Origin of the sequence: Chryseobacterium indologenes (assembly GCF_002025665.1) — a bacterium.
Classification (GTDB): domain Bacteria; phylum Bacteroidota; class Bacteroidia; order Flavobacteriales; family Weeksellaceae; genus Chryseobacterium; species Chryseobacterium metallicongregator.
On sequence record NZ_CP018786.1, the window covers coordinates 1,710,098 to 1,736,311 of the forward strand.

General features: G+C 35.7%; 27 protein-coding genes and 1 riboswitch. Of the genes, 11 read left to right on the forward strand and 16 right to left on the reverse strand.

The features are described 5' to 3' along the window. Positions 1 to 106 precede the first annotated feature (106 nt). From rny to BUE84_RS07705, 3 genes are all read left to right on the forward strand, one after another. Complete coding sequence (gene rny / locus BUE84_RS07695) at positions 107 to 1,672, forward strand: ribonuclease Y (protein WP_034695966.1); 1,566 nt, start codon at positions 107 to 109, stop codon at positions 1,670 to 1,672. 73 nt (positions 1,673 to 1,745) lie between these two features. Next, positions 1,746 to 2,987, forward strand: coding sequence for an MFS transporter (locus tag BUE84_RS07700; protein ID WP_079241123.1), 1,242 nt, complete (start codon positions 1,746 to 1,748; stop codon positions 2,985 to 2,987). A gap of 168 nt (positions 2,988 to 3,155) precedes the next feature. Further along, the gene (locus tag BUE84_RS07705) at positions 3,156 to 3,338 is read left to right on the forward strand and encodes a hypothetical protein (protein ID WP_079241124.1); all 183 of its coding nucleotides are present in this window, start codon (positions 3,156 to 3,158) and stop codon (positions 3,336 to 3,338) included. Positions 3,339 to 3,521: 183 nt separating this feature from the next. On the opposite strand, the gene BUE84_RS07710 is transcribed toward BUE84_RS07705, so the two are convergent. The 5 genes from BUE84_RS07710 to BUE84_RS07730 all read right to left on the reverse strand — a co-directional run bounded on the left by BUE84_RS07710 (position 3,522) and on the right by BUE84_RS07730 (position 8,765). Further along, entirely contained in the window at positions 3,522 to 4,319 is a 798-nt protein-coding gene (locus BUE84_RS07710; RefSeq protein ID WP_079241125.1) for a hypothetical protein, read from the reverse strand. Between the two features lie 253 nt (positions 4,320 to 4,572). Next, entirely contained in the window at positions 4,573 to 5,508 is a 936-nt protein-coding gene (locus BUE84_RS07715; RefSeq protein WP_099049879.1) for a YeiH family protein, read from the reverse strand. Between the two features lie 168 nt (positions 5,509 to 5,676). Continuing rightward, a complete protein-coding gene (locus BUE84_RS07720) occupies positions 5,677 to 6,552 on the reverse strand; it encodes a LysR family transcriptional regulator (RefSeq protein ID WP_079241127.1) in 876 nt (291 codons plus the stop codon). Positions 6,553 to 6,745: 193 nt separating this feature from the next. Further along, positions 6,746 to 8,053 carry a voltage-gated chloride channel family protein gene (locus tag BUE84_RS07725; RefSeq protein WP_185117017.1) on the reverse strand — a complete coding sequence of 436 codons (1,308 nt, stop codon included), beginning with the start codon at positions 8,051 to 8,053 and terminating at the stop codon, positions 6,746 to 6,748. A gap of 31 nt (positions 8,054 to 8,084) precedes the next feature. Continuing rightward, a riboswitch (Fluoride riboswitch) is annotated at positions 8,085 to 8,152 on the reverse strand. Positions 8,153 to 8,297: 145 nt separating this feature from the next. Beyond that, entirely contained in the window at positions 8,298 to 8,765 is a 468-nt protein-coding gene (locus tag BUE84_RS07730) for an acyl-CoA thioesterase (RefSeq protein ID WP_047432118.1), read from the reverse strand. Positions 8,766 to 8,886: 121 nt separating this feature from the next. Between BUE84_RS07730 and BUE84_RS07735 the strand changes: the two genes are divergently transcribed. From BUE84_RS07735 to BUE84_RS07745, 3 genes are all read left to right on the forward strand, one after another. Further along, complete coding sequence (locus tag BUE84_RS07735; protein WP_079241128.1) at positions 8,887 to 9,243, forward strand: arsenate reductase family protein; 357 nt, start codon at positions 8,887 to 8,889, stop codon at positions 9,241 to 9,243. Further along, the gene (locus tag BUE84_RS07740) at positions 9,240 to 9,581 is read left to right on the forward strand and encodes a hypothetical protein (RefSeq protein ID WP_079241129.1); all 342 of its coding nucleotides are present in this window, start codon (positions 9,240 to 9,242) and stop codon (positions 9,579 to 9,581) included. Before BUE84_RS07735 ends, BUE84_RS07740 begins: the two co-directional genes overlap by 4 nt. Positions 9,582 to 9,660: 79 nt before the next feature. Then, positions 9,661 to 9,849: a hypothetical protein gene (locus BUE84_RS07745; protein WP_079241130.1), complete on the forward strand. Its 189-nt coding sequence runs from the start codon at positions 9,661 to 9,663 to the stop codon at positions 9,847 to 9,849. A gap of 56 nt (positions 9,850 to 9,905) precedes the next feature. On the opposite strand, the gene gcvT is transcribed toward BUE84_RS07745, so the two are convergent. The 3 genes from gcvT to idi are packed head-to-tail and all read right to left on the reverse strand — an operon-like array spanning position 9,906 to position 11,974. Beyond that, positions 9,906 to 10,982 (reverse strand): glycine cleavage system aminomethyltransferase GcvT, encoded by a 1,077-nt coding sequence (gene gcvT, locus BUE84_RS07750; protein WP_079241131.1) that lies wholly within the window; start codon positions 10,980 to 10,982, stop codon positions 9,906 to 9,908. Positions 10,983 to 10,991: 9 nt separating this feature from the next. After that, on the reverse strand, positions 10,992 to 11,465 hold the full coding sequence (locus BUE84_RS07755; RefSeq protein ID WP_079241132.1) for a hypothetical protein: 474 nt from the start codon (positions 11,463 to 11,465) through the stop codon (positions 10,992 to 10,994). Beyond that, positions 11,465 to 11,974: an isopentenyl-diphosphate Delta-isomerase gene (gene idi, locus BUE84_RS07760; RefSeq protein ID WP_079241133.1), complete on the reverse strand. Its 510-nt coding sequence runs from the start codon at positions 11,972 to 11,974 to the stop codon at positions 11,465 to 11,467. The genes BUE84_RS07755 and idi overlap by 1 nt, the downstream gene beginning before the upstream one ends. A gap of 314 nt (positions 11,975 to 12,288) precedes the next feature. Here idi and BUE84_RS07765 point away from each other — a divergent pair, with 314 nt between their 5' ends. Continuing rightward, positions 12,289 to 12,699 (forward strand): phosphoheptose isomerase, encoded by a 411-nt coding sequence (locus BUE84_RS07765; protein ID WP_002980498.1) that lies wholly within the window; start codon positions 12,289 to 12,291, stop codon positions 12,697 to 12,699. A gap of 86 nt (positions 12,700 to 12,785) precedes the next feature. Beyond that, positions 12,786 to 13,745 carry a D-2-hydroxyacid dehydrogenase gene (locus BUE84_RS07770; protein WP_079241134.1) on the forward strand — a complete coding sequence of 320 codons (960 nt, stop codon included), beginning with the start codon at positions 12,786 to 12,788 and terminating at the stop codon, positions 13,743 to 13,745. A gap of 74 nt (positions 13,746 to 13,819) precedes the next feature. Here BUE84_RS07770 and mscL read toward each other — a convergent pair whose 3' ends face one another. Then, the gene (mscL, locus tag BUE84_RS07775) at positions 13,820 to 14,197 is read right to left on the reverse strand and encodes a large conductance mechanosensitive channel protein MscL (RefSeq protein ID WP_079241135.1); all 378 of its coding nucleotides are present in this window, start codon (positions 14,195 to 14,197) and stop codon (positions 13,820 to 13,822) included. Between the two features lie 246 nt (positions 14,198 to 14,443). Between mscL and BUE84_RS07780 the strand changes: the two genes are divergently transcribed. After that, entirely contained in the window at positions 14,444 to 15,961 is a 1,518-nt protein-coding gene (locus BUE84_RS07780; protein ID WP_079241136.1) for an NAD(P)H-hydrate dehydratase, read from the forward strand. A gap of 122 nt (positions 15,962 to 16,083) precedes the next feature. On the opposite strand, the gene lgt is transcribed toward BUE84_RS07780, so the two are convergent. Together lgt and yidD are read right to left on the reverse strand one after the other, a co-directional pair. Beyond that, positions 16,084 to 16,872: a prolipoprotein diacylglyceryl transferase gene (gene lgt / locus BUE84_RS07785; RefSeq protein WP_238594421.1), complete on the reverse strand. Its 789-nt coding sequence runs from the start codon at positions 16,870 to 16,872 to the stop codon at positions 16,084 to 16,086. Positions 16,873 to 17,385: 513 nt separating this feature from the next. Next, positions 17,386 to 17,634 carry a membrane protein insertion efficiency factor YidD gene (gene yidD, locus BUE84_RS07790; protein WP_062670874.1) on the reverse strand — a complete coding sequence of 83 codons (249 nt, stop codon included), beginning with the start codon at positions 17,632 to 17,634 and terminating at the stop codon, positions 17,386 to 17,388. A 102-nt stretch (positions 17,635 to 17,736) separates the two neighbouring features. Here yidD and BUE84_RS07795 point away from each other — a divergent pair, with 102 nt between their 5' ends. Next, the gene (locus BUE84_RS07795; RefSeq protein ID WP_079243887.1) at positions 17,737 to 19,014 is read left to right on the forward strand and encodes a replication-associated recombination protein A; all 1,278 of its coding nucleotides are present in this window, start codon (positions 17,737 to 17,739) and stop codon (positions 19,012 to 19,014) included. Positions 19,015 to 19,063: 49 nt separating this feature from the next. Here the strand turns inward: BUE84_RS07795 and BUE84_RS07800 are convergent, their stop codons facing one another. From BUE84_RS07800 to BUE84_RS07820, 5 genes are all read right to left on the reverse strand, one after another. Continuing rightward, the gene (locus BUE84_RS07800; protein ID WP_079241137.1) at positions 19,064 to 19,501 is read right to left on the reverse strand and encodes a hypothetical protein; all 438 of its coding nucleotides are present in this window, start codon (positions 19,499 to 19,501) and stop codon (positions 19,064 to 19,066) included. Between the two features lie 116 nt (positions 19,502 to 19,617). After that, the gene (locus BUE84_RS07805; RefSeq protein WP_079241138.1) at positions 19,618 to 21,852 is read right to left on the reverse strand and encodes a DUF2339 domain-containing protein; all 2,235 of its coding nucleotides are present in this window, start codon (positions 21,850 to 21,852) and stop codon (positions 19,618 to 19,620) included. A gap of 113 nt (positions 21,853 to 21,965) precedes the next feature. Continuing rightward, on the reverse strand, positions 21,966 to 22,676 hold the full coding sequence (locus tag BUE84_RS07810) for a hypothetical protein (protein ID WP_079241139.1): 711 nt from the start codon (positions 22,674 to 22,676) through the stop codon (positions 21,966 to 21,968). Between the two features lie 363 nt (positions 22,677 to 23,039). Beyond that, a complete protein-coding gene (pheA, locus tag BUE84_RS07815; protein ID WP_079241140.1) occupies positions 23,040 to 23,888 on the reverse strand; it encodes a prephenate dehydratase in 849 nt (282 codons plus the stop codon). 272 nt (positions 23,889 to 24,160) lie between these two features. Further along, positions 24,161 to 24,571 (reverse strand): acyl-CoA thioesterase, encoded by a 411-nt coding sequence (locus BUE84_RS07820; protein ID WP_079241141.1) that lies wholly within the window; start codon positions 24,569 to 24,571, stop codon positions 24,161 to 24,163. Between the two features lie 136 nt (positions 24,572 to 24,707). On the opposite strand from BUE84_RS07820, the gene dnaA reads away from it, so the two are divergent. Further along, entirely contained in the window at positions 24,708 to 26,162 is a 1,455-nt protein-coding gene (dnaA, locus tag BUE84_RS07825) for a chromosomal replication initiator protein DnaA (RefSeq protein ID WP_002980474.1), read from the forward strand. The last annotated feature ends 52 nt before the right edge of the window (positions 26,163 to 26,214 follow it).

The window sequence follows — 26,214 nt, forward strand, 5'->3', positions numbered from 1 at the left end:
ATCAGTTCAAATCGTGTTGATTAGGAGTTTACTCTCAATCTCTGGATTATTGTAGGCTTTTTTTATTGAACAAGGATATGAATACAATTAAAACTCAATATAAATTATGATAGAAGTTATAGTCGGTGTTGTTTGTTTAGTAATCGGAGCTGTCGTGGGAATGTTTTTTTCCAGAAGTTCTCTGAATACTAAAGCAAAATTCATCATAGATGATGCAAAGAAAAATGCCGAAAACCTTATAGAAAAAGCTAACGTTCAGGCTGAATCCATAAAGAAAGAAAAGAATCTTCAGGCTAAAGAAAAATTCCTGGAATTGAAATCACAGCATGATGCAGATATTCAATCCCGCGAAAAGAAAATGCAGGAAGTTGAAAAGAGAACGAAAGACAAGGAGCACAAGCTGAATGACGAGCTTAGCAAGACTGGAAAACTTGAAAAAGATTTAGACAAGCAGATTGCAGATTATGCTAAGAAAAATGAAATTCTTGAAAAGAAACAACAGGAATTAGATACAGCTACTGCCAAGAAAGTAGAAGTACTTGAGAAAATCTCTAATTATACAGCAGATGAAGCGAAAGCAGAATTGGTAGAAACCATGAGAGCTGAAGCTAAAACAAGAGCACAGGCACATGTTCAGAGCATCATGGAAGAGGCTCAGATGAATGCTAAAAATGAAGCGAGAAAAATCGTTATCCAAACGATCCAGAGAATCGGAACAGAGCAGGCTATCGAAAATTCAGTATCAGTTTTCAATATTGAATCTGATGAAGTAAAAGGTAGAATTATCGGTAGAGAAGGTAGAAATATCCGTGCTTTAGAAGCCGTAACAGGAGTAGAAATTATTGTTGATGATACTCCGGAAGCTATTCTTCTTTCATGTTTTGATCCTGTAAGAAGAGAGATTGCAAGACTGTCACTTCACAGATTGGTAACCGATGGTAGAATTCACCCGGCAAGAATCGAAGAAGTTGTAGAAAAAACAAGAAAACAGATCGAGGAGGAAATCATCGAAGTGGGTAAGAGAACGATCATTGATTTAGGAATCCACGGATTACACCCAGAATTGATCAAAATCGTAGGGAGAATGAAGTACCGTTCTTCTTACGGACAAAACTTACTACAGCACTCAAGAGAAGTAGCTAATATTGCTGCAACAATGGCAGCTGAGTTAGGATTAAACGTAAAATTAGCTAAAAGAGCAGGTCTTTTACACGATATCGGGAAAGTTCCTGAGCAGGAATCAGAATTACCACACGCCCTTTTAGGTATGCAGTGGGCTGAGAAATACGGTGAGAACCCTGAAGTAGTAAATGCTATCGGAGCTCACCACGACGAAATTGAAATGAAGTCATTATTATCTCCGATCATTCAGGTTGCCGATGCGATCTCTGGAGCTAGACCGGGAGCAAGAAGACAGGTATTGGAATCTTATATTCAGAGATTAAAAGACCTTGAATCTGCAGCATTAAGCTTCGATGGAGTATCAAGTGCTTACGCGATCCAGGCAGGTAGAGAACTGAGAGTAATGGTAGAGAGTGGAAAAGTAAATGACGAAGTAGCGTCTCAGCTTTCTTACGACATCTCTGAGAAAATCCAGAATGAACTGACTTATCCGGGACAGGTAAAAGTAACAGTAATCAGAGAAACGAGAGCTGTGAATATTGCCAGATAATAATCAGAAAAAGATATTTGATAAAAACCTTTCAAGAAATTGAAAGGTTTTTTATTTTTATCAAAACTTAAAAATGCAAGAACTGTCCCTGTCTTCAAAACTGAAGTACATTTTCTCTATTCCCGTTATTATTTCTGCCTTAGGCTATTTTGTAGATATTTATGACCTTCTTTTATTCGGTATTGTTAGAATTCCAAGTTTAAAAGCTTTAGGGCTTAATCCGGATGCGGACGGAACCTTTATACTGAATTGCCAGATGGTAGGACTTCTTATTGGAGGAGTATTCTGGGGTATTTTCGGAGACAAAAAGGGAAGGCTTTCTGTACTGTTTGGATCTATTCTGGTCTATTCATTAGCCAATATCGCCTGTGGTTTTCTTCCTTATTTTCCCAAAGAGCATTTGGTGTACCAATATGCCGGTTTAAGGTTCATAGCAGGTATTGGGCTTGCCGGAGAGCTCGGAGCAGGAATTACACTGGTTTCTGAGAGTCTGCCGAAGAATTTAAGAGCAATCGGAACCTCAGTGGTTGCTGGTTTTGGATTAATGGGTGCTGTAGTAGCTCAGCTTACCGTAGAACTGGCCGGAGGATGGAATATTTCTTACATTATCGGTGGCATCATGGGAATTATGTTATTGATACTGAGAATAAGCGTATCGGAATCCGGAATTTATAAGAATCTTGAGCATAAAAACATCTCAAAAGGAAACTTTCTCTCCTTTTTTACCAATAAAGACCGATTGATAAGGTATTTAAAATGTATTGCCGTAGGATTGCCTACATGGTATTGCATAGGGATTCTGGCCGTTTTAGCCAATCAGTTTGCTCCTGAATTAGGTATTACAGAGATCAATCCCGGAAAAGCAATTATGTGGGCTTACGTGGGGATTTCTGTCGGTGATCTGTTGAGTGGTTTTATTTCCCATGCTTTAAAATCCCGTAAAATGGCCATCTTTTATATGCTGATCTTTACCCTGATCGGGGTGGCAATCATGTTATTTGGTAATACGAATACAGAAACGAAATATTATCTGTTTTGTGTATGGCTTGGTTTCGGAACAGGATACTGGGCAATGTTTGTGACATTGGCCGCAGAGCAGTTCGGAACGAATATCAGAAATACTGCCACCACAACCGTTCCTAATATGGTAAGAGGGTTGGTGCCAGTAATGATATTTGCTTTTGATTCCCTTAAAGGACATTTCCCTGTTGTAGAAAGTGCTGCCATAGTAGGAGTAGTGGTATTCGGGCTTGCATTTTATTCTTCACTTACCATTTCTGAGACCCACGACAGAGACCTTGAATTTACAGAATAATTTAACTTGTTTAATAAATAAGATGCTGATAATCCTTATTTTGAATATAATAATGAAGTTATAATCAATAAATTATTAAATTTTATTCTGGTTTTTGTTGTAAGTGTTTAATATTTGTTTAACTTTGGAAAGTAACTAAAACTATATTTTTAATCAAAACTAAACCACATGAACATTATGAAAAACGCTAAAAAGCTGAGAAAGCAAGATTTGAAAAATATTACAGGAGGAGTAAGCGGTAAGCCGGATTTATCTCTTTGCGGATGCAGCTGCTCAGGTGCTGTAACAGGTCCTGATTATTGCTCCATATATATGGGCTGTCTACAAGTTTATACTTGTGGAGAGGTTTAAGAAATTATTTCAATACGAAATAAACATTTCCACATTTAATACGCAAAAGCCTTTTGGAGTTTCAAAAGGCTTTTGTTTTTCAAGAATTTATTTTTTTATATTATCAATCATTACAAGTAACAGACTAATTAAGAAGCTAACCTTAGGAGGAAAACAATTTAACATATCATCTATGTGTATCCTTTAATCTCCAATTTTAAAAATCAACAAATGGGTTGATTGTGCTTTTAAAGTCATTCCACTTCCTGTACAGTTTCCGGACTGTCCTCTTCCCAAATTCACTTGCCAGTTCCTATTTCCTGTAACAGTTGTTGTATAAATGATATTACCACCATGATTAGAAGTTGCTCCTTCTATGTGGCTAGCTGTGCTGTGTACTCTTGTAGTGGCAGTGGTTCCTTCCGGAAAATCAAGATAATAGGAACTTATAGTACAACCTGTTGCATTGTGTATTGCTTCATAAACAAATGTAATCTGATATGTACCTGGTGGAAATGTAATGTTAGAGCTATTAGGGTCATAAATAAGACCGGGGATTGCATTTTTAATTTGTAAAAGATTGAATACCCTTGTAGATTGACCTATACTCTGTGAAATTAAAAAGCTTGGAATATCAGCCGTAACTCTAAAATAGGCTGGCATAGGAGTTGAAATATCCGGACTCATTTTTTGGCAGACACTGCCATCAAAGTAATAATAACCTACTGCGTTCATATTAATTCTCTGTGAAGTAGTATTTCCTCCACTGATGTCTGTAATATAGATCATAGTACTTCTTTCATTTGCAGTATATAATGCATCTCCTTTGTTGGTAAGCTGCTGTCTGGTAAGTCTCGGAACGGTAACGCCATCTTTTTTAGATAGATCAGCAGGGCTGGAAACAATATCAAGAGTTGTTGCCGGAGATGATGTATTGATACCAATCTGAGAGAAAAATAAGATTGGTAATAAATTACTTATTAGAAGAAAATTTTTTTTCATAATGTTACTTTTTTGGGTTTTTTTAAAAAATTTTCGAAAGACATCTTAAATTTATTAGAAATTGAGCAATTAAAATTTAAAACAGCATACATCATATATAAAATTTGTTTATTTATAATATATACAGAATGCAAAAATTTCAATCCTATTAAAATTATGTATAGAAAAGCCTAAAAAAAATAGTTCAATATGGATAAACATTTCCACATTTAATATGCAGAACCCTTTTGATTCCAAAAGGGTTCTGCTCTTTTTAATGGATTATATAAAGAAGACTGCCGATGCTTATCGTTACCCATAGGATAATTGCCATAACCAAAGGTTTTAATCCGATTGATTTCAGCGTTTGAATAGAAAGGGTAGAACCAATCAAAAATAAAGTCAGATTCAGACCGGATTTTGCCAGAACAGTAATTGAAGTGCTGAAACGGTCAAGAATGGGGAAATAAGTGTTCAAAAGGATCGCCACAATGAAATACCCAATAAACCAGGGAATCTTTATTTTGGAATCTTTACTTTTAAAAATAAACATGGTAATCAGTGAAACAGGGATAATCCATAAAGCACGTGCTAATTTCACAGTAGTAGCTATTTTCAAGGCTTCATCTCCATATTTGCTGGCAGCACCTACTACAGAACTCGTATCATGAATTCCCACGGCACACCAAAGTCCAAACTGTTCCTGTGAAAGATTCAGAAGATGTCCTATGGCAGGATAAACAAACAGCGCAATAGAATTTAAGGTAAAAACAATGGCCAGTGCAAGAGAAATCTGTTTCGTACTGGGTTTAATAATAGGAGATACGGCTGCAATGGCACTCCCACCACAAATAGCAGTTCCTGCGGAAAGAAGATAAGATAAAGGTCTTTCGAGTTTAAATAATTTTCCCAGAAAATATCCTAACACCATTACAGTAACAATACTTACAACGGTCAACATCAGTCCTGTTTTTCCTGCGTGAAGTGCTTCGTCCAGTTTCAGCCCGAATCCCAGACCTACAATTGAAATCTGCAGCAGCAAATGAATATAGTGATGAAGGTGTTTTTCAAATGGATTTCCGATAAAAACAACCAGGAAAAAACCTAGAGCCAGAGCGATTGGAGAAGATATAAGTGGTGTAAGGCATAATACAGCCAAAACAATAAAAAATACTTTCCGTGTCATTTCATTTTGAATGAAATCTTTCATAATGCGAATTTTTAAAATCTGCATCAAAATTCCGGAAAATACTATTATAAAGTAAATTGTATTTTGTTATATCGGATAACTAAAAGTTATATCTTTGCTTATTGCTTATTGCTTATTGCTTATTGCTTATTGCTTATTGCTTATTGCTTATTGCTTATTGCTTATTGCTTATTCTGCAAATCTCAGAAAAAGCCTGATCAGTTCAGATTGTTCGCCTTTAGGAAGAATAAAATGAAAATCTCTTTCAATACTGAAGTTTTTAATATCCATCACGGTCAGTATATTGTTTTTCAGTTCATTCAAAATAGTACTGATGGAAAGAAACGCCATACATTCTGAGTGGAGAAGATAATTTTTAATACTTTCACTACTTCCAAGCTGCATGACGGTATTCAATTCATGGAGATTGATTTCCTTTTCTTTAAGCCTGTTTTGTATATACTCCAAAGTCCCGGAACCCTGTTCTCTGAAAATCAGATCCTGTTGATAGAGATCTTTCAAATGCAATGTCTTATGAGCAAGAGGATGATCGGATTTTGCAGCCAGAACAATTTCATCCGGCTTGAATGTTTTATACTCGAAATAAGAAGACTGAGATTCACCTTCAATAATACCCAGATCAATTTTTTCTTCTTTTAAAAGTAAGGAGATCGTTTCTGTATTTCCCGTAAGAAGTTCAATCTTGATATCTTTATAATAAGAATTGAATTTGGCCAAAATCTCTGGTAAAATATACTGTGCTACGGTTGTACTTGCCCCGATAATCAGTTTTCCTTTATGCTGTTGATTGATCTGGCTGATCTCAAATTCCATATCACGATAGATATTTCTGATCTTCTCTGCATGTTCATACAGAATTTTTCCGCTTTGGGTCAGCTGAATAGAAGTTCCTTTTCGGTCAAATAGTTTAGCGCCTATCTGCGTTTCAATTTCTTTAATGTGTTTAGTAACAGCCGGCTGGGAAATGTGTAGCTCCTCTGAAGCCTTCGTGAAACTTAATCGGGTAGCTACCGTATGGAAAACTTTTAATCTGTAATCGAACATGGAGTAAAATTACGAATTATAGTTGGAAATGGAGAAAGGGAATTGGTGAGTTTGAGAGTGGGAGGGTTTGAGTGTAGCTGGGCTTGTGTTTTGAGATACGGGATTCGAGGGTATAAATTTGAGGTAACCAGTAACTATCAACAAAAACAACTAGAAACTAGAAACAAAAAATAACCAGCAACTAAAAGACAACTTATAAAAAATCCGAAATAGATCTGTCCTGTTGATTTTCATACCTTCTGTTTTTTGCTTCTCCGATTTTCTGTTTCGTATAAATACTGTTGTGACCGGAAAGAAGATAAGATACAACACAGGCAATCGCCACGTACACACCACATTCCGCTCCGAATAATTCAATTCCCATCAGCATACAGGCCAAAGGAGTATTGGTAGCTCCGGCAAATACCGCTACAAATCCCATTCCTGCCAATAATCCGAACGGAAGCGGAATAAAAAGAGATAAAGCACTCCCTAAAGTAGCGCCAATAAAGAACAGGGGAGTTACTTCTCCACCTTTAAATCCGGCAGATAATGTCACAATGGTAAGAATCATTTTTAAAGCAAAATCATAGAAAGGAAGCTGTTTTTCAAAAGACTCTACAATCACAGGAACTCCCAATCCTATATATCGGGTTGTGCCCATCGCAAAAACAGCAAGCGCAATAATAATTCCTCCTACAACAGGGCGAAACGGAGGATATTTGATTTTTGATTTGAAAACAGAGCTCATCCAATGGATCATTTTGCTGAAAACTGCGGCACATATTCCGAAAGCTATTCCTGCCAGAATACTGTAGAGAACTGGTAAAAACTCAAGCTTTGGAATAAAATCAATATGATAATGGGTATGTTTTACATTCCAGAGATTGGTTGCCCAGTCTGCTAGAATTGCAGAAGCGAATGCCGGAAAAATAGCATTGTAACGAATTCTTCCAATCAGAAAAACTTCAAGACCAAAAACCGCTCCTGCAAGTGGAGTTCCGAAAACAGAGCCAAATCCGGCCGCAATAGCTGCAATAATTAATATTTTTCTTTGATTTCTGTCTAACTTAAAAGGTCTGTTAAGCTGATCCGCGATAGCACCTGCCATTTGAAGTGCTGTTCCTTCACGACCTGCTGAACCTCCGAAGAAATGGGTGACAATGGTTCCGAGATAAACAAAAGGCGCCATTTTAAACGGAATAATTCCCTTCGGTTCATGGATGGTATCAATGAGCAGATTGTTTCCAGCCTCAACATCTTTCCCGAAATAATAATAGAGAAGTCCAATCAGGAATCCCGCTGCTGGCAGCAAAGCAATCAGCCACAGATGATTTTCCCTGAAGTTCGTTGCCCATTCTAAGGATTGAAGAAAACCTGCAGAAGCTGTTCCCACTAAAGCTCCAATAATTGTACTGATGCACAGCCATTTTAAAATATAAGGCAGAGCCGGAAACTTTCTGAAGAAAAAATGAGTGTGAAAAACTGCTTTTTTACCTAATGTTCTTTGGTTTTTTGACATGATAATCCTGATTAGTTATTTGTTAATAATCTTTTAATCAGGCGTCATCAGCTTTTGTAAAGCGGTTGGGTAAGGAAGAACACCATTTCCTTTTGTTTATGCAAATATAAAAAGAAGAATCTGTTTTTCAAAAAGAAATTCTTTGTTGCAAGTTGTGTAGGTTGCTGGTTATTTTGTTCATAGTTACAGATTACCAACAACCATAAACTCTAAACCTCGTAATCCCGCATTTCGAAACTCGCCCTTACAAAAACGGTTTCATCTCATCCTCAATCTGCGTTCTCAGTTCCATCAGGCGTTTAGCATATATTTCCTGCTGTTTTTCTTCCTCTGTTTCCGGTATCCATTTCGGGACAGGCAGTTTTTTTCCATTCTCGTCTACGGCAACAAAAACAATAATACAATGTGTTTTTTTCTCAAAGTTAGGCTGCTTCAGGTTTCTTGAAAAGACATTAATGGCAATATGCATGCTTGAAGTTCCTGTATAAATTACCTGGGCATCAACTTTTACCACTTCACCGATTTTAATAGGATCATAAAAACGGATTCCGCCCACATACACGGTGACAGAATAATTCCCACTCCAGGTTGTCGCACATGCATAGCCGGCCTGGTCAATCCATTTCATAACACTTCCCCCATGTACATTTCCTCCGTAATTAACATCTGAAGGCTCCGAAATAAACTGAAAAGTAATAGGCTTGTTCTGCATCTTTATAAAATTTGAATAAAGTTATTTAATAATTTCCAAAGTTTTAGATTAAATCCTACTTTTGAAAGACGAAACTTTCAATGAAAGAGAATTTTAACCAATAAAAGATTTAGAAACAGTAATGAAGAAAGTATTTTATCTCAACACATGTGATACCTGCAGAAAAATTTTAGCCCAATTTGACCTTACAGACTGGGAACTTCGCGAAATAAAGAAAGAGCCGATCACAAAAGAAGAATTGGCGGAAATGCATAAAAAAACAAAATCATACGAAGCTTTATTCAGCAAAAAATCTACTCAGATCAAACTGAGAGGGCTGGATGTGAAATCTTTGACCGAAAAAGATTTTAAAGAATTATTGCTGGATCATTATACGTTCCTGAAAAGACCTGTTTTTATTACAGATAAGGAGATTTTCGTCGGAAATGATAAGAAAAATGTAGAAGAACTGCAGAAATTCTTTGGTGTACATGAATGAAATGTCTGATTTCCATATTGCTTTTTCTTGCCGTCAGTGTAAAAGGACAGACGGTTTACAGAACTCCTTCGGGTACAAAGTTTCATACATCATCATGCAGAATGGTGAAAAATGTTTCTTCCAGCCTGTCTGTAAATAAAGCTCTGGAACTTGGACTTCAACCTTGTAAGATCTGCAATCCTGGACAAACATCAGGATATGGAATGGTTTCCAGCCCTAAAAAAGTAAATGGTATCAATAAAGGAAATCAATGCTTGGGAACAACCAAAAAAGGAACCAGATGTAAGCACTATACCAGTATTGGTAATGACTATTGCTTTCAACATGTTCCAAAATAAATTTTATCTATAATTTGTGATTTATTTCAATTGGTTAATTATTAAATACTTAACTTTATAATTGCCAAAAAATAAAATCATGACTAAAAACTTTTCAAAAACAAAGAATCTTAACAGATCAGCCTTAAAGGAAATTAACGGTGGATTAATACCACCTCTTGCAAACTGCTTTACTTTATGCGGACCTGCTGGTGGAGTAATTTCGAATACACCCGGAGTAGGTGATGCCTGTTCACCGGATAGAAAAGTTTGCTGTATCTGCTATTAAATTAAAAAGAGTCCATGATTATCACGGACTCTTTTTTGTTCTTATATTTAAAACACTTATACAAAAGGAGCTTTTACCACTTTTGCAGGAATGTTCTTATTTCTTACCTGAATAAAGATCTCAGATCCTAATTTGAAATGTGGTTTATCTACATAAGCAAGACCTAAACCTACTTTCTTCATTGGAGACTGTGTTCCGGAAGTTACTTTTCCAATCACATTTCCTTCAGCATCTACTACAGGATAATCGTGTCTTGGAACTCCTTTGTCTGTCAATTCGAAACCAACTAATTTTCTGCCAACTCCTTCTTCTTTCTGTTTTGCAAAAACATCTTTAGAAACGAAGTCTTTATCAAACTTAGTGATCCATCCTAAACCAGCTTCAATAGGAGAAGTGGTATCATCGATATCATTTCCGTAAAGACAGAATCCTTTTTCCAGTCTTAAAGTATCTCTGGAAGCTAATCCACAAGGAATAATTCCTTCTTCTTTACCTGCTTCCATTACAGCATCCCAAAGTTTTTCAGCACTTTCGTTATTGAAATAAATCTCAAAACCACCGCTTCCTGTGTATCCTGTGTTTGAAATAATCACATTATTTTCTCCAGCAACACTTCCTACTGTGAAATGATAGTAAGGAATTTCTGAAAGGTTTACTTCGGTAAGTTTCTGAAGGATTTCAGTAGCTTTAGGTCCCTGAATTGCTAATAAAGACATTTCATCAGAAGCATTGGTCATTTTAGCCCCGAAAGTATTGTATTTTGAAATATGATTCCAGTCTTTTTCAATATTGGAGGCATTTACTACTACAAAATATTTGTCATCTTCCATTTTGTAAACGATAAGGTCGTCTACAATTCCTCCGTTTTCGTTGGGAAGGCAAGAATACTGAGCTTTTCCGTTTTCAAGTGCATCTACATTATTAGTAGTTACATACTGCAAAAGATCTTTTGAGCCTGGTCCTTCGATGAAAAACTGTCCCATGTGGGAAACATCAAATAATCCTGCTTTTTCTCTTACGGCAAAGTGCTCTTCTGTAACCCCTGAATATTGAACAGGCATTTCAAAACCTGCGAAAGGTACGATCTTAGCTCCCAAAGAAACATGTTTGTCGTACAAGGCTGTTTTCTTCATATTTAATTTTTATTTCTTTATTTTAAAACTGTTAAAAGTCTCATTGAATAGGGTCATATAGTTTCCGTTCCAGAATTTCTGGCCACAGTTGATGGAAACTAAATATAAGTTTTTGTCTTTTTGAAAAGCCTTGGTAATCCAGAACAGCTTCTCTTTTTCATCAAAGTGTTCATACAGATATTCTGTATATCCTTTCTGGCTCTTTTTTTCTTTTACTTTTTTCTCTTCTTCCTGAGATTGATAAAGGGCCAGGATAAATTTTTTCACTTCTTCTTTTGGAAGAGAAAGATCATGATATTCCGAAATCGTAATAGCACCGATCTGGCTGGTAGGGAAAATATTGATGATCTCACTGTCGTTTGTGGATTTCCACCCTTCAGGAACATTGATAGAGTAGTTCGGAGTGTCAAATACACCTGCCTTTTGGGCAAAAAACAGACTTCCTGTCAGAAAAGCAGAAAAAAGCAATATTTTTTTCATCATTAAAAGTGGTGTTTGTATTCTTCGAGGATGATTTTGAACCATTCTGTAAAGTTTTCAGGCTGTTCGGAAATTTCTTTATCCAGATCTTCCATAGAAATGAATCTTACTTCTTCCACTTCCTCTTTATTTAAATTGAAATCTGCTTCATGATTTCCTACAAATACATGATCAAGCTCGTGCTCCCAAAGGCCGCCACCCACATCTGCTTTGTAAATAAAATTGAATTTTTCTGAAAGCTCTGCCTCAATTCCCAGTTCTTCCCTTAATCTGCGCATAGCGCCTTCCTGATAAGTTTCCCCTTCTCGTGGGTGAGAGCAGACCGCATTGGTCCATTGGCTAGGAGAATGATATTTTCCTGAGGCTCTTTTCTGAAGAAGCATTTCTCCTTTACTGTTAAAAAGAAATACAGAAAAAGCACGGTGTAACAGGCCATTGATGTGAGCCTGCTGTTTTTCCATCAGTCCTAAAACTTTATCTTCAGGATTTACTAAAACAACATATTCTTCCATTCCTACAAATGTAAGAGTAATAAATGTATTTTGGAAATTTTTAGATAAACATCATACTTTTTATAATAATGGTAATAAGGTGGGGGAAATAAAGAAAGCTTATGGCAAATTGGTAAATTCAATGAAAGCTTTATTTATACTCAATTTTCCTTACCTCAAAAAAGCGAAAAACTTTAACTATTTGTAATAAAATAGCAAATAAATTATTGATATTATTCTTTAAATAATTTTTTGCAGTAAAATTTGAAGATAAATCAAAATCGATGATGTGCCATAATTGTAAAAACGCTAACTTTGTTACTTAATATTTAGTGATGGAATTAGAATACATTGAACACATTAGTCCTATTCTAAAGGATGGAATAAAAAATTATTTAATTGATATTGATGGAACGATTACTGATGACGTTCCCAACGAAGAACCAGAAAGAATGGTGACCTGCGAACCTTATCCTGATGCTCTGGAAACAATCAACAGATGGTATGACGAAGGACATCAGATCTGCTTTTTTACTTCAAGAACCGAGAATCTAAAACAAATCACTATCGACTGGCTGGATAAGCATGGCTTCAAATACCATAGCGTGCTTTGCGGAAAACCAAGAGGAGGAAACTATCACTGGATAGACAACCACCTGGTAAGAGCTACAAGATATAAGGGAAGATTTACGGATTTGGTTGAAAAGCAAGTAACCATTGAAGTATTCAAAGAAGACGGCGAATAAAAATATAATTTAAAGATTTAAAAATTAAATGGGAGTCAGTTCCTATAATTTTTAAATCTTTTATTTTTTAATATACTTGATATTTTATGAAAGTTTTAGCAAATGACGGCCTTGATCAATCTGGAATAGATGCATTGACAGAAAAAGGCTTTGAGGTTATCACTACAAAAGTTCCACAGGAATTTTTAGTAGATTATATTAACGAGCACAAAATCCGCACCCTGCTGGTGAGAAGTGCTACACAGGTAAGAAAAGATATTATTGACGGATGCCCATCCATCGACATTATTGGTAGAGGGGGTGTTGGTATGGATAATATTGATGTAGATTATGCAAGAGAAAAAGGGATCCACGTGATCAATACACCTTCTGCATCTTCAGAATCTGTGGCTGAACTTGTTTTTGCTCATTTGTTTTCCGGAGCAAGATTCCTTCAGGATTCCAACAGAAAAATGCCTTTGGTAGGAGATACTGAATTTGGAGGTCTTAAAAAAGCATATGCTGCAGGGATTGAATTAAGAGGAAAAACAATTGGTATTGTTGGAATGGGAAGAATCGGGCAGGAAGTGGCAAGAATTGCTTTAGGACTTGGAATGAGAGTTGTGGCAGCCGATAATAATGTTGGGAAAGCAAGTATTAAGGTCAAATTTTACAACAACCAGTTCATCAATGTTGACATAGAAACAGAACCGTTACAGGAGGTTTTAAAACATTCAGACTTTATTACGCTGCATGTTCCGGCACAGAAAGACGGCTATATGATTGGTCAGAATGAATTCGAAATAATGAAAGACGGTGTGGCTATTGTGAACTGCTCAAGAGGAGGAGTTATTGATGAAGCGGCTTTGATTCAGGCTTTGGATTCAGGTAAAGTAAGATTTGCCGGATTAGATGTTTTCATTAATGAGCCAACACCTTCTAAGGAAATCCTTACTCATTCTAAAATCTCTCTTACCCCTCATACGGGAGCTTCTACTCTTGAAGCACAGGATAGAATCGGGCTTTCTCTTGCAGAGCAGATTTCAAGTATCTTACAGATTCAGTAATCTGAAAACGATATAAAACATAGCAAAAGCACCTCAATGGAGGTGCTTTTTATTATAAAACTGTTGTTTACAGATTAGATATTTTTGTTTTTCAATAAATCTCTGATCTCAGTCAGTAATTTTTGATCTTCTGTAGGTCCTGCAGGAGCAGCTTCCTCTTTTTTGTTCACTTTATTAGCCAGTTTAATGATCCAGAAAAGAACCATCGCAATACAAAGGAAACTGATTACCGCTGAAAGGAAGTTTCCATAGGCAACACCATTCCATGTAAGTTTTGCAATGTTTTCTGCACCGGCTGCTTTCAATGCGGGGTTTAAGATCAGAGGCGTGATGACATCTTCTACTAAAGACGAAACAATTTTACCAAAAGCTGCTCCAATGATCACACCGACAGCTAAATCGAGAACATTGCCTTTAAAAGCAAACTCTTTAAATTCTTTTACAAATCCCATAATTTATATTTTTTTTAATTAGTATATACACAAAAATATAATTTAAAAATGTAAAAAACACTACGTTTTATAGTTTTTTATTCCCAAAATATTGAATTTTATGCTGGTTTCCTATGATCTGTTTTAATGAATATTTCAGCATTATATCAATACATTATTTCATTAATGATGACTTTTTATTTTTGTTAATGACGTGATATCATAATGAAAAATCTTTTGTAATTTGCTTAAAAGTTTAATTTACCTATGAAAGTTTTTACTGCAGAACAGATACGAAGCTGGGATCAGTTCACGATTTCTCAAGAGCCGGTTTCCTCCATTCAATTGATGGAAAGAGCTTCAATGGCTGTTGTACATTGGATTTCGGAGCATTGTAAAAACCATAAAAAGCTAGCCGTATTTTGCGGTAATGGAAATAATGGAGGAGACGGATTAGCGGTTGCAAGATTACTTTACCTGAAAGGGTTTGATGTGGATGTATTTGTAAGCGATTCTAAAAGAAAATTTTCAGAAGATGCTTCTGTCAACCTGAAAAGACTCCGCGATTTATCCGGAATTTCAGTGAGAAAATTTGATTCTAGTGAACAATACAGTTTTGATGATAAAACGATTATTGTAGATGCACTTTTCGGAACAGGATTATCCGGACCGTTGGAAGGAGAATGTAAAATGCTTGTTGAGCAATTGAATACCAAAAAGAATATTAAAATATCCATTGATACCCCTTCCGGGTTGCCTGCGGATGGAATGTTTGATAATAATTCTGTTATTCTGAATGCTGATTATACGCTGACTTTTCAATGCTGGAAGCGAACTTTCCTTCATCCTGAAACAGGAAAATATACAGGAAAAGTAGTGTTGCTGGATATTGATTTAAGTAAAATATATGCAGATGCTACTGATTCTGATTATTCTGTGATTGATGATCCGCTGGCAGCCTCGATATTCATTCCTAGACAGGAATTTTCTCATAAAGGAAGTTACGGTAAGGCAGTTATCATAGGAGGCAGCTATGGAAAAATAGGAGCAGCAGTTCTGGCAACAAAGTCAGCCTTAAAAACAGGAGCAGGACTGACTTTTACACTGGCACCGGAATGTGGATATAATATTTTGCAAACCTCATGTCCTGAAGCAATGTTCATTAAAGGAGGAGATACGTTTATTCTCAATTTTAAGATTGATAAAGATGTTACATGTGGTGCAGGGCCTGGATTGGGAACTCATTCCGGAACAGAGAAAAGCTTTTTGAACTTTCTGAAAAACTATTCAAAGCCATTGATTCTGGATGCAGATGCATTGAATATCATTTCAAAAAATCAGGAAAATTTGAAATTAATCCCTGAAAAATCAATCATCACGCCTCATCCGAAAGAATTTGAAAGACTTTTCGGAAGTACGGAAGATTCTTTCAAAAGGCTTGAACTGGCAAAGGAAAAGGCAAAAAATCTGAATATTTATATTATTCTGAAAGATCATCATACCCAAGTTGTTACTCCACAAGGAAATGTATTTTATAATATAACCGGAAATGCAGGGTTGGCGAAAGGAGGAAGCGGAGATATTCTTACTGGTATTTTAACCTCACTTTTAGCGCAAAAGTATTCTCAGGAGCAAACCTGTATTTTCGGGGTATGGCTGCATGGCAAAGCAGCAGATATAGCTTCAGAAAAACATTCAAAAGAATCTATGCTGCCTACGGATGTCATTGATGCATTTGGGAGTGTTTTTGAGGAACTTAACAGGAAGACAGAGAGGAATCTGTAATAACTCTGAAAGGCAAAACAGTGAAATCGCTGAATAATTTTAAGGATATTAAAAAGGCAAATCTGTATGTATACAAATTTGCCTTTTATATTTTATTGCTGAATAAAACGTTTAGTCTTCAATTATTCCGGCTTTCCGTTTTCTTCTTCTGTAATTTTAAATTTCTTGGAAACAATCATGATGACAACCCCTGCAATCATAAAAGGAATCGAAAGAACCTGACCTGTATTCAGGCCACCGATCTGGATGAATTCATCTCCTTGTGGCTCTTTAAGGAATTCAACAAAGAATCTGATCGCCCAAAGAATGATGAAAAACAGACCGAATAACCATCCTTGCTGATATTTTTTATCAGTCTTTCTGTAAAGTACCCACAATAGAATGAACAGCAGAACATACCCTACTGCTTCAAATAACTGGCTTGGGTAACGTGGTACAGTAAGACCATACTCACTGCTTTGTTGCGGGAAAAGCAAAGCAAACGGAGAATTCGGGTCCGCTGGTTTACCAACGATTTCAGAATTGAAAAAGTTCCCCATTCTTACAAATGCTCCTCCTAAAGCAACAACAATACCCAATCTGTCATATACCCAGAATGGATTTTTTCTGATGATTTTAAATGAATAATAAAGCGTAGTGAAAATCAAGGCAATCGTAGCTCCGTGGCTTGCCAGCCCTGAAAATCCAGTGAATTTAAAACCGTTTTTTGTGCTTATCGGTAGGAATACACTCCAGAAATCCTCTTTAAATAATTCCGGCTGATAAAAGATAACATGTCCTAATCTTGCTCCTAAAATTGTCCCGATCAGTGTCCATGTGAACAGAGGCTCAAGGTATTTTTGGTTGACATTGTCAATCTTAAAGATTCTTGTCATTAAAATATATCCGAACCCAAATGCAAATACAAACATCAAACTGTAAAAGTGAAGTGTAAATGATCCAATGTGAATACCTTTTGAAGGATCCCAGATTTTAAATGACGTTTTAAGTTCTACTTTATCAGAATCAGTGATAGGTTTTATAGATTTTACTGCATATTTAAAAGTGGTGATATTTTCTTTGGTAACACCAGTTTCAATCAGTTTAAAATTTTTATCGAAAAACTGGTACTTTGAATCCTTGTACTTTGCTAAAGTGGAAGCACCATAGTTGTAATAAGCGGGTTCAAAATTAGATTCATTAAGGATGACAACAAAAGACTGGTTCTTGTCTGATTCTCTGTCCGGAAAAGCTGTAAGGTCTCCCATCTCTGTAGTAGAATAGATTTTTACAGGAACATTGCTTCCGTTGATATCTAAAGTTCCGTCAGATAAACCTCCAGGGTATTCCTGTGCAAAAAGAAGCTGCGTGGTGAATGCAAACAGCACAAGATAAATTCTGAAAAAGATAGTATTCATTTTTCTATTGATTTAATAGTTTGATTATTAACATTTATGTTTGGGTGGAACAGGGTCGTAACCACTTCCTCCCCATGGGTGACATCTTAAAATTCTTTTAAATCCCAGCCAGAAACCTTTAAAAACACCATGCACCTGCAGAGACTCAATCATATAATGAGAACAGGTAGGTTCGTAACGGCAGTTTTTGGGAAGTAAGGGCGAGATGAACCATTGGTAAAATTTGATCAAAATTACCAGCGGAAATGTAATGATTTTATTGAATGTAAGTTTCAAAACAATGCAAAAATAGGGTAAAAAAATGAAAATTAGTTTAAATTTGTTATAAGTTTCGGAGATCAGAAATCCGAAACATTGATCTTAAAAAATAGAATTAGTTTGAATCAAAATATTCCATTAGCTGAAAAATTAAGACCTAAAACCCTGAATGATGTGTTGGGGCAGGAACACCTTACCGGCGATAAAGGAACAATCAGAAAAATGATTGAAAATAATACCTTGAATTCGTTGATTTTATGGGGACCTCCGGGAACAGGAAAAACTACGCTGGCTGAAATTATCTCAGAACAGTCGGGGAGAAAATTTTATAAGCTTTCTGCTGTTTCTTCCGGGGTAAAAGATGTGAGAGATGTGATTGAAGATGCAAAAAAGCAGAATCTGTTCTCCGGAAAATCGCCTATCTTATTTATTGACGAGATTCACAGGTTCAATAAGTCGCAGCAGGATTCATTATTGCATGCGGTAGAAAAAGGTTGGATTGTATTGATTGGAGCGACTACTGAGAATCCAAGTTTTGAAGTAGTTTCAGCTTTGCTCTCAAGAAGTCAGGTTTATATTTTAAAGGCTTTGAGCTATGAAAAGCTGGAAGAATTAATTGATATTGCTTCGGAAAGATACAATAAAGATGAAGGAACGGATTTTAAAATCCTTGAAAAAGAAGCTTTTATTCAATATTCAGGTGGTGACGCCAGAAAATTGATTAATTCTGTAGAATTGGTTTTGAATCAATATAAAAATTCGGGTACAACGGAAATTATTAATTCTGATGTACTGGAAGTTCTTCAGGAGACGATGGCTTTGTATGATAAAAATGGAGAACAGCATTACGACATTATCTCAGCCTTTATCAAGTCCATGCGTGGAGGTGATCCTAATGGAGCGGTATATTGGCTGGCGAGAATGATTGCCGGGGGAGAAGATATTAAGTTTATCGCAAGGAGAATGCTTATTCTAGCTGCTGAGGATGTAGGTCTGGCTAATCCCAATGCTTTGGTAATAGCTAATAATTGTTTTCAGGCGATCAATGTGATCGGGAACCCTGAGGCAAGGATTATATTAAGTGAAACAGCGGTGTATCTTGCAGTTTCACCTAAAAGCAATTCTGCATATATGGCCATCAATGAGGCTCTGGCTTTGGTAAAACAGACGGGAAACCTGCCTGTGCCACTTCATTTAAGAAATGCTCCTACCAAACTGATGAAAGACCTGGATTATGGAAAAGAGTATAAGTATGCTCATTCTTATGAAGGAAACTTTGTAGAACAGGATTTTCTTCCGGAAGAAATCAGGAATGTGAAACTGTATGAGCCGGGAAATAACTCTACGGAAAAGAAGATTTACGAAGAGCTCAAGAAAAAATGGAACAATAAATACTAAAAATAAAAAAAGGATGCTGAAAAAACGGCATCCTTTTTTATGTTATTAATTACTCGGTCGTGTAAATAAATAATGTTTTCTTACCGTTGTAATCTTTTGTTTCTGTTCTTTTCTTGATTTCAGGATAGATCACAATACTTGTATCTGCAAATTCATATCCTTCAATAAATACAGGATTATCTGCCGGAATATTATATTGTACATTAATGGAAGATAATGGCATTCTGTCTAATATATTTTCTCCATTTTTAAACTTATATTCAGTTACGCCTTTTGTAAAAACAGAACTGTATTTTTTTAAGCTTTGGGGAAGACTGGCTGAAGTATTGTATATCTTTGAAACCTGCAATACGTTCTTTTTGGTATTGAACAATTCTACCGTCCCAATGGCATTGTCAGCCACTGCAAACTTCACCGCAGGATTTTTTTGCTGAGCAAATAAAGTAGCAGAAGATAGGAGTAAAAAAGAATAGAGTAATTTTTTCATAATCAGAATATGTAACTGTTAAAAACGTGATAAATATAGTTATTTTTTATAAAATTTGAATAAAATCTTAAATTGTTTTAAATTTTATTTAGAAATAAAAACTTTTATCCTGATTGTCAGTCGGTGCTTTCTTCTTTTTTATCTTTTTTGTCCACCATATTTCTGATCATATTTTTCAGGCGCTGAAAAGTGAAAGAGCTTAATAATAAAATAATTCCGAGAACAATAAAGGCGCTGATTCTTGAAATGTTATCCATTTGCCATACATCATACCCATAAAGTTTTAATACCATCAGGCCTATCAATGCAAAACCAATCTTGTTATATTCCTGGATATTATTTTTCAAGCCGTTATAAATAAATATACTGGCAAGAATTGTCCATATAATAGGAAGATAAAGAATATTGAAATGTTCACTTGCTTTATAGGAATGAGGAAGATCATTTGAGGTGATTAAAATATAAGAATGGTGAAGTTCACAGCTTACAGAGATAATGAGTGCTAAAGACAGCATCCAGTAAGAAATCCGTTGCTTATGAAATTCTGAAGAAGGAATAATTCTATATCCTATATATATAAAAGGAATCCATTGAAGCAGATGTAGAAAATAAAAACTTAAATGGAGTTTTTTTGTTACAATAGCTGCTACAACTGGAAATGTAGAAGCAGATGCATTAATGATGATCAGGAATAAAAACAGATAAATCAGGATGTTTTGGATATCATTTCTGATGTTCAATGGTTTTCTGAGAAGTAATAAAGCAAAAATATAATAAATACTGAATAAAAGTCCTACGCTGGTAATAGCTTGCCAGGGCATTTCTGAAATATGGTACGTAATCTCAAGAAGAAAAGTAATGTAGATAACCCCGTAGCTGACCACTGTAATAAGATCTTCAAAAAAGTGATGATCTTTTCCATTGGATTCTTTGGAGGTATTCCTTAATAAATAAAGGTTAATTGTGATGGAGATGATGGTAAATAAACTGGTGATAAACGGAGTATTCAATATGATGCTGAAATCTTTTGTTCCAAAATATGCCGTCCAGGTTATAAGTTGAGCGATCATCACTAATGGAAACAGAATATAAAAGAAGATTTTGAAAATCCTATGGCCTGTTTTTTTCCAGATAAAAAGAAGAAGAGGAGTCTCTATAGCCCAGATACTGGTGGTGAGATGGGTTTTAAACTGAATAGCAATCGCAACGGTTATAAGGCTGGTAACAAGACCTGCAAATACAGAATAGGCAATTCCGAAATTTCTGCGGCTATATTCTCTGAACAGAAGAACGGTGTTTACGGCAGCAAAAATAAGTGGGAAAATAATTGGAGGTTCATATTGTAGGGTATCAAAAATGTAAAGCAGTCCCAGAATGCTCGAAAAATTAGCGAGAGCAAGTATTAAAATATCGGAGGTTGAAAGTATATTTCTTCTGAAGTAATCATGCAGGGCAAAGATGTAGAAAATCAGATAACTGATCAAATAAAAAGTAATGCTTAAAATCTCAGGGCTTTCATTGGTCCAAGAGAAGAGATATCCTGTGGTAAAAATATAAGCTGTCCATCCCACGCTTTTCCAGTGCTGCAGAAAAGAGGCTGCCAGCATTCCTGTATTTAAAAGAGTAATATAAATAAAAAGGAAAAGATAGTTGCTTTGTCCTGTACTGATCATCAGAGGAGCTGCAAAACCTCCTATCAGTGAAAAGATGATCAGTACTTCACTTTTATAATAATAGGATAAGATAATAGAAGCTGCAGTTATGAGTGCAGTTATGATAAAAGCTGTATTTTGGGTAAACAAATGGTATTCACGGAAGGCAATGGTGGCTGTGAAATATAAAACGGCAACTCCACCTCCGGTAATAATAGAAGAAAAAACCTGATAATTTTTCCTGAGAAAATGTCCGGTTATAATGATTCCTGCTCCGGTACAAAAACCAATTCCCGCTCTTGCTGCTTCACCAATCCAGTTTTTGTCAATAGCGTATTTTACAAAATAACCAATTCCGAGAACAAGAGTGAAAATACCAATAATGGTAAGTGTATTTTGTTTTAAAAAATCAAAAACAGGAGTAAGCCAGTCTTTTTGAGCGGGTGTAGAAATGTTTTCACTTTCTTCACTGTACTTTGCGTTTGTATGTTGAATCTGCTGAGGTTGCTCTTGCTGAGGGATGAATGTCTCTTCTGTTGAGGTTTTCTTATGAATTACTTCAGTCTGAGCCGGAGGAGTATTATTGATTTTATAATTAAGATCTGAAATCTCCTTTTCCAATTTTCTGATTTTGGTATTCAGATTATTGAAAATGATGAAGATAATGATAAAGATAATGGCCGCAACAAATTCATTCATTTCATTAGTTTTTATCAAATATAAAGAAATGTTTGATATGCTATTTAAAAAATTAACCCATCACGGTATAAGCGATGGGTTAAATGGTATAGATAACTAACAATATGTTTTTACTAGTTGGATACTTTGTAAATGTAGAAGGATGCGATACTGGATCCTAATAATCCTGCTGTAACAATACCGGAATCTACAATTCCAAAAGAGACTTTGTCGCCTGCCTGAAATGAATACAAAGAATTAATGCTGGAGTCAGAAAGTGTTAAGTTAACTGCTAATGCAAGGTTAATACCACTGAATGGGCGTGTGTCTATTAGAGTTGTTACTGCAGATCTGGTTCTTGCAATGGCGATACCAGGTGCTCCAGATAGTAAAGAAGCCTGTAAACCTGTTCCGTATCTGAATGCGAACCCAACAGCATATACTCCAGTGGATGGAATATTATAAGAACCGTCAGCATTTGTAAATAAAGTAGCAGTTCCTATAGTTCTGTCGGCTTGTACAAAGCTGACAGGTTGGAAATCAGACGGTAAAACACCTAGGTTAAGAAGGGTTATACCTGTTGTTTTTTTTGCAGAATACACGGAAGTATTAGTTCCTGCAGCGGCCGTTAATAGAGCAGGGTCCATTGAAAAAACTTGTGTAGTTCCCTGATTAACTGCTAAAATTTGATACCCAGGTAGTGCTGTAGCTGCAGGAGTATCACGAACTTTCATAGTTCCGTTAACGTCTAAGGTTGCGGATGGGGTTGCTGTATTGATACCTACTTGCGAGAATAATGGTAACGTCGCGCATGCTAACATTAAGCTGTAAAGTTTAGTTTTCATGATCAAGATTTTAATTAGTTGCAAAGCAAATATACAATAAAAATTATACTCTACATTGTGATATTTTTATTTTTAATATTAATATGATGTAATATCTTTAAACATATGTTTATATTTTGATTTATATTATCGCATAATTTAATTACGACTTATTATATTTGTTTTTAGTTTAATTCGTTGTTTGTCAGTGTCTTATTGAAAAATAATTCTCTCCATTGTGTGGGTTATTTTTTAATTAAACAGAAGGTGTTGTCATTATGGTAATTTATTGTAAAAGTTTTTTGGATTTTGTGTTTTTTATAGTGTAAATAAAAAAAACACTGCTTTAATGGCAGTGTTTTTTACAGATTTATTGTTTTTTTTCTAGCTTTCCAGGAGAAATTCTTTGTAATTCCCAAGAAAATCTACATTTGCGTGGATTGATTCAAGCTCTTTTAGTGCATTTTCATGTAAGACTTCTTTCCATGGTCCTTCAACATTGATAAAGAAGAAATAGTTCCCCAGTCCTGTTTTTAATGTTCTGGATTCAATCTTGCTGAGATTCATTTTTCTCCATGCAAAAACAGATAATACCTGATGCAATCCACCGGGATGATCTTCGGGAAGAGTGATCAGCATACCTGATTTTTCACCCAGTGTTTCCAGGTTATCATTTTGGTATTTATTCTGCTCTTTAGAAATGATGATAAATCGGGTGTGGTTCTGTTCAAAATCCTGAATATTACGCTTCACTATTTTCAAGCCATATAGATTGGCTGCAAACTGATTAGCTACTGCAGCAATAGGAGTATCCGGATTCTCAGAAACAAACTTGGCAGCGGCTGCAGTTGAGGAAAAGTCCTGTTTTGGAATTTCTTTATAATGGGTATCCAGAAAATGAAAGCTCTGTGCAAGGGCTTGCGGATGTGAATATATTCTTTCAATATTCTCAATAGAATTTTCCGGATGAATCATCAGATGATGGGCAATAGGCATTACTGCTTCTGCTTCAATTTTAATAGACGGAGTTTTATACAAATAATCCAGCGTCATAGAGACGGTTCCTTCAATAGAGTTTTCCAAAGGTACTACTGCTTTTACTACCTCTCCGTTTTCAACGGCATTAAAACAATCCAGAATGCTGGCTTGTGGTACTATTTCGTCATCAGGGAAAAGCTGTGCTGCAGCAAGCTGGGTGAAACTGGCATGAGGTCCCAAAAATGCAATCTTCATAATATAGTATATAAGGGATGGTTAAATAAGGGTACAAAGGTGCGAATTAATTCATAAATAGAATACGTATTGTGGGGTGTTTTGTTACGGATGAGAGTTGCTGGTTTATTTTGTTGCTGGTTTCTTTTGTTATTAGTTAAGTAGAGATAAATATATCTTAATTGCGTTAAAACATTCACCTTTCACTTGCGAAGCAAAATTCACCATTGACATCCAATACTCCTGCATTAATATTTCACAGAGTAATTTCTCTAATTCCTGCAACCTACAATCTATTTCTTCCAGTTCTTTTCAATCAACTCCATCAGGAAATCCGGGCACTTGATCACTTTATTGGTTTTTGCGTCGAGAAAGAATAGAGTAGTGGAAGCTTCTGTTATTTTAGTATGCTCTTCATTGTAAATTTCATACTCAAATTCAATTCTTACCCCTGGAATTTTTTTTACATAAGTATGAATTTCTAATTTTTGATCATATAAAGCAGGTCGGATATATTTAATTTTATAGTCTGAAACCGGCAGCCAAATTCCTTGGTTTTCAATTTCATCGTATGAAATTCCTATGCTTCTGAAGAGTTCAACTCTCGCTACTTCGAAGTACGTTGCATAGTTTCCATAGTATACATATTTCATCGGGTCTGTTTCTGCGTAACGTACTCGTATTGAGTGTGTTGTGTGTATCATTTTACGGGTTAAATTATACATACAAATATATTTTTAAATAATCAATACCTGCAATATTTTTTTTTGAAAAGAAAATATTGGACCTTTGTCTTCCTTCTAAACACAGTACAAACAAAGAATAATCGGGGCTTAAAAAATGGATGACAATTTAATGATGATATGGCAGAAATGCCTTCAGTTTATGCGCGATAACCTGAACGCTGCTGAAGACAATTCTGACCTAAAAAAACTTGAAAAATCTTTCGATATGCTATTCGACAAGGTTCAGCCGCTTTCATTGGTGGCTAATAACCTCACGTTGATCGTACCGAGCGATTTTTACAAGGAATATATAGAGGACAATTACCTGTCCTTACTTTCTGCTGCCCTGAAGAAAAATATTGGAAAAGGAGTGAAATTATGGTATTCTGTGATGGAAAACAGACCAAAAGGTGAAGAGAAACCTGTTACCATGAACATCAAGGGACAAAGTGTTCCTACTCCGAAAACACAGGAAACAATGCCGCAGGGTTTTTCTGCTAATATTGTAAACCCGTTTGTAGTTCCTGGAATTAGAAAAGTAAACATAGATTCTAACCTGAAGCCTGACTACTCATTTGATAGTTATGTAGAAGGAGAAAGCAATAAATTTGCAGCCACTGTAGCCAGATCCATTGCAAAAAGACCTGGAGCAACTGCTTTCAACCCCTTATTTTTATATGGAGGTTATGGAGTTGGGAAAACCCACTTAGGTCAGGCTGTTGGTCTTGAAGTAAAAAATCAGTTTCCTGATAAAGTAGTTCTTTATCTGTCTTCTGAAAAGTTTATCCAGCAGTTTATCTCTGCGGCTAAAGCTCATAAGCAGACTGAGTTTGCGAATTTCTATCAAATGGTAGATGTACTGATTATTGATGATATTCAGTTCTTATCTGGAAAATCTGCTACACAGGACAGCTTCTTCCATATTTTTGATCACCTGCATCAAAACGGAAAACAGATTATCCTTACCTCAGATAAAGCACCTGCTGATATTATGGATATCCAGGACAGAATTGTTTCCCGTTTCAAATGGGGACTTTCTGCAGAAATCAAATCTCCGGATCTATCTACAAGAAGACAGATTATTGAAGATAAACTAAGCAGAGATGGAATTGTTCTTCCGGGAGATATGCTTGATTTCCTAGCTGCCGAAGCAAAAACGAATGTAAGAGAGCTTATCGGGGTTATCAACTCTGTGATTGCTTACTCTACAGTATATAAAAGAGATCTTAGTCTTGAGTTGCTTAAGGAAACGATCAACAGAATTGCGGCGAACCAGAAGAAGGTTATCAATATTCCTTACATTCAGGAAGTGGTTTGTGATTATTTTGGAATCAAAAAAGAACAGCTGCTTTCAAAAACAAGAAAAAGAGAGATTGCATTACCAAGACAGCTTGCCATGTACTTCTCCAAAGAATTTACCAATTCTACCTTTACTAAAATTGGTGAAGAAATGGGTGGAAAAGATCACTCTACAGTAATGTATGCTTGTGATACCATCAAGGACGTTTCTAAAATTGATAAAGAAATCAAGAAATACGTAAAAGACCTTACTGAAAGAATCAAACAATAATTAAGGTTGAGCTTACATAAATTAAAATGAAGGATAGTTTTATTCTTCATTT

Coding starts and splice junctions, on each gene's coding strand:
- gcvT (WP_079241131.1), bottom strand. CDS start 10,982: ATGAAGAAAACAGCCTTGTACGACAAACATGTTTCTTTGGGAGCTAAG.
- BUE84_RS07740 (WP_079241129.1), top strand. CDS start 9,240: ATGAAATGTCTGATTTCCATATTGCTTTTTCTTGCCGTCAGTGTAAAA.
- BUE84_RS07755 (WP_079241132.1), bottom strand. CDS start 11,465: ATGATGAAAAAAATATTGCTTTTTTCTGCTTTTCTGACAGGAAGTCTG.
- mscL (WP_079241135.1), bottom strand. CDS start 14,197: ATGGGATTTGTAAAAGAATTTAAAGAGTTTGCTTTTAAAGGCAATGTT.
- BUE84_RS07810 (WP_079241139.1), bottom strand. CDS start 22,676: ATGAAAACTAAACTTTACAGCTTAATGTTAGCATGCGCGACGTTACCA.
- lgt (WP_238594421.1), bottom strand. CDS start 16,872: ATGTTTGTATTTGCATTTGGGTTCGGATATATTTTAATGACAAGAATC.
- BUE84_RS07720 (WP_079241127.1), bottom strand. CDS start 6,552: ATGTTCGATTACAGATTAAAAGTTTTCCATACGGTAGCTACCCGATTA.
- idi (WP_079241133.1), bottom strand. CDS start 11,974: ATGGAAGAATATGTTGTTTTAGTAAATCCTGAAGATAAAGTTTTAGGA.
- BUE84_RS07745 (WP_079241130.1), top strand. CDS start 9,661: ATGACTAAAAACTTTTCAAAAACAAAGAATCTTAACAGATCAGCCTTA.
- BUE84_RS07705 (WP_079241124.1), top strand. CDS start 3,156: ATGAACATTATGAAAAACGCTAAAAAGCTGAGAAAGCAAGATTTGAAA.
- dnaA (WP_002980474.1), top strand. CDS start 24,708: ATGGATGACAATTTAATGATGATATGGCAGAAATGCCTTCAGTTTATG.
- BUE84_RS07820 (WP_079241141.1), bottom strand. CDS start 24,571: ATGATACACACAACACACTCAATACGAGTACGTTACGCAGAAACAGAC.
- BUE84_RS07725 (WP_185117017.1), bottom strand. CDS start 8,053: ATGTCAAAAAACCAAAGAACATTAGGTAAAAAAGCAGTTTTTCACACT.
- BUE84_RS07800 (WP_079241137.1), bottom strand. CDS start 19,501: ATGAAAAAATTACTCTATTCTTTTTTACTCCTATCTTCTGCTACTTTA.
- BUE84_RS07710 (WP_079241125.1), bottom strand. CDS start 4,319: ATGAAAAAAAATTTTCTTCTAATAAGTAATTTATTACCAATCTTATTT.
- BUE84_RS07765 (WP_002980498.1), top strand. CDS start 12,289: ATGGAATTAGAATACATTGAACACATTAGTCCTATTCTAAAGGATGGA.
- BUE84_RS07700 (WP_079241123.1), top strand. CDS start 1,746: ATGCAAGAACTGTCCCTGTCTTCAAAACTGAAGTACATTTTCTCTATT.
- BUE84_RS07730 (WP_047432118.1), bottom strand. CDS start 8,765: ATGCAGAACAAGCCTATTACTTTTCAGTTTATTTCGGAGCCTTCAGAT.
- BUE84_RS07780 (WP_079241136.1), top strand. CDS start 14,444: ATGAAAGTTTTTACTGCAGAACAGATACGAAGCTGGGATCAGTTCACG.
- rny (WP_034695966.1), top strand. CDS start 107: ATGATAGAAGTTATAGTCGGTGTTGTTTGTTTAGTAATCGGAGCTGTC.
- pheA (WP_079241140.1), bottom strand. CDS start 23,888: ATGAAGATTGCATTTTTGGGACCTCATGCCAGTTTCACCCAGCTTGCT.
- BUE84_RS07735 (WP_079241128.1), top strand. CDS start 8,887: ATGAAGAAAGTATTTTATCTCAACACATGTGATACCTGCAGAAAAATT.
- BUE84_RS07770 (WP_079241134.1), top strand. CDS start 12,786: ATGAAAGTTTTAGCAAATGACGGCCTTGATCAATCTGGAATAGATGCA.
- BUE84_RS07715 (WP_099049879.1), bottom strand. CDS start 5,508: ATGAAAGATTTCATTCAAAATGAAATGACACGGAAAGTATTTTTTATT.
- BUE84_RS07805 (WP_079241138.1), bottom strand. CDS start 21,852: ATGAATGAATTTGTTGCGGCCATTATCTTTATCATTATCTTCATCATT.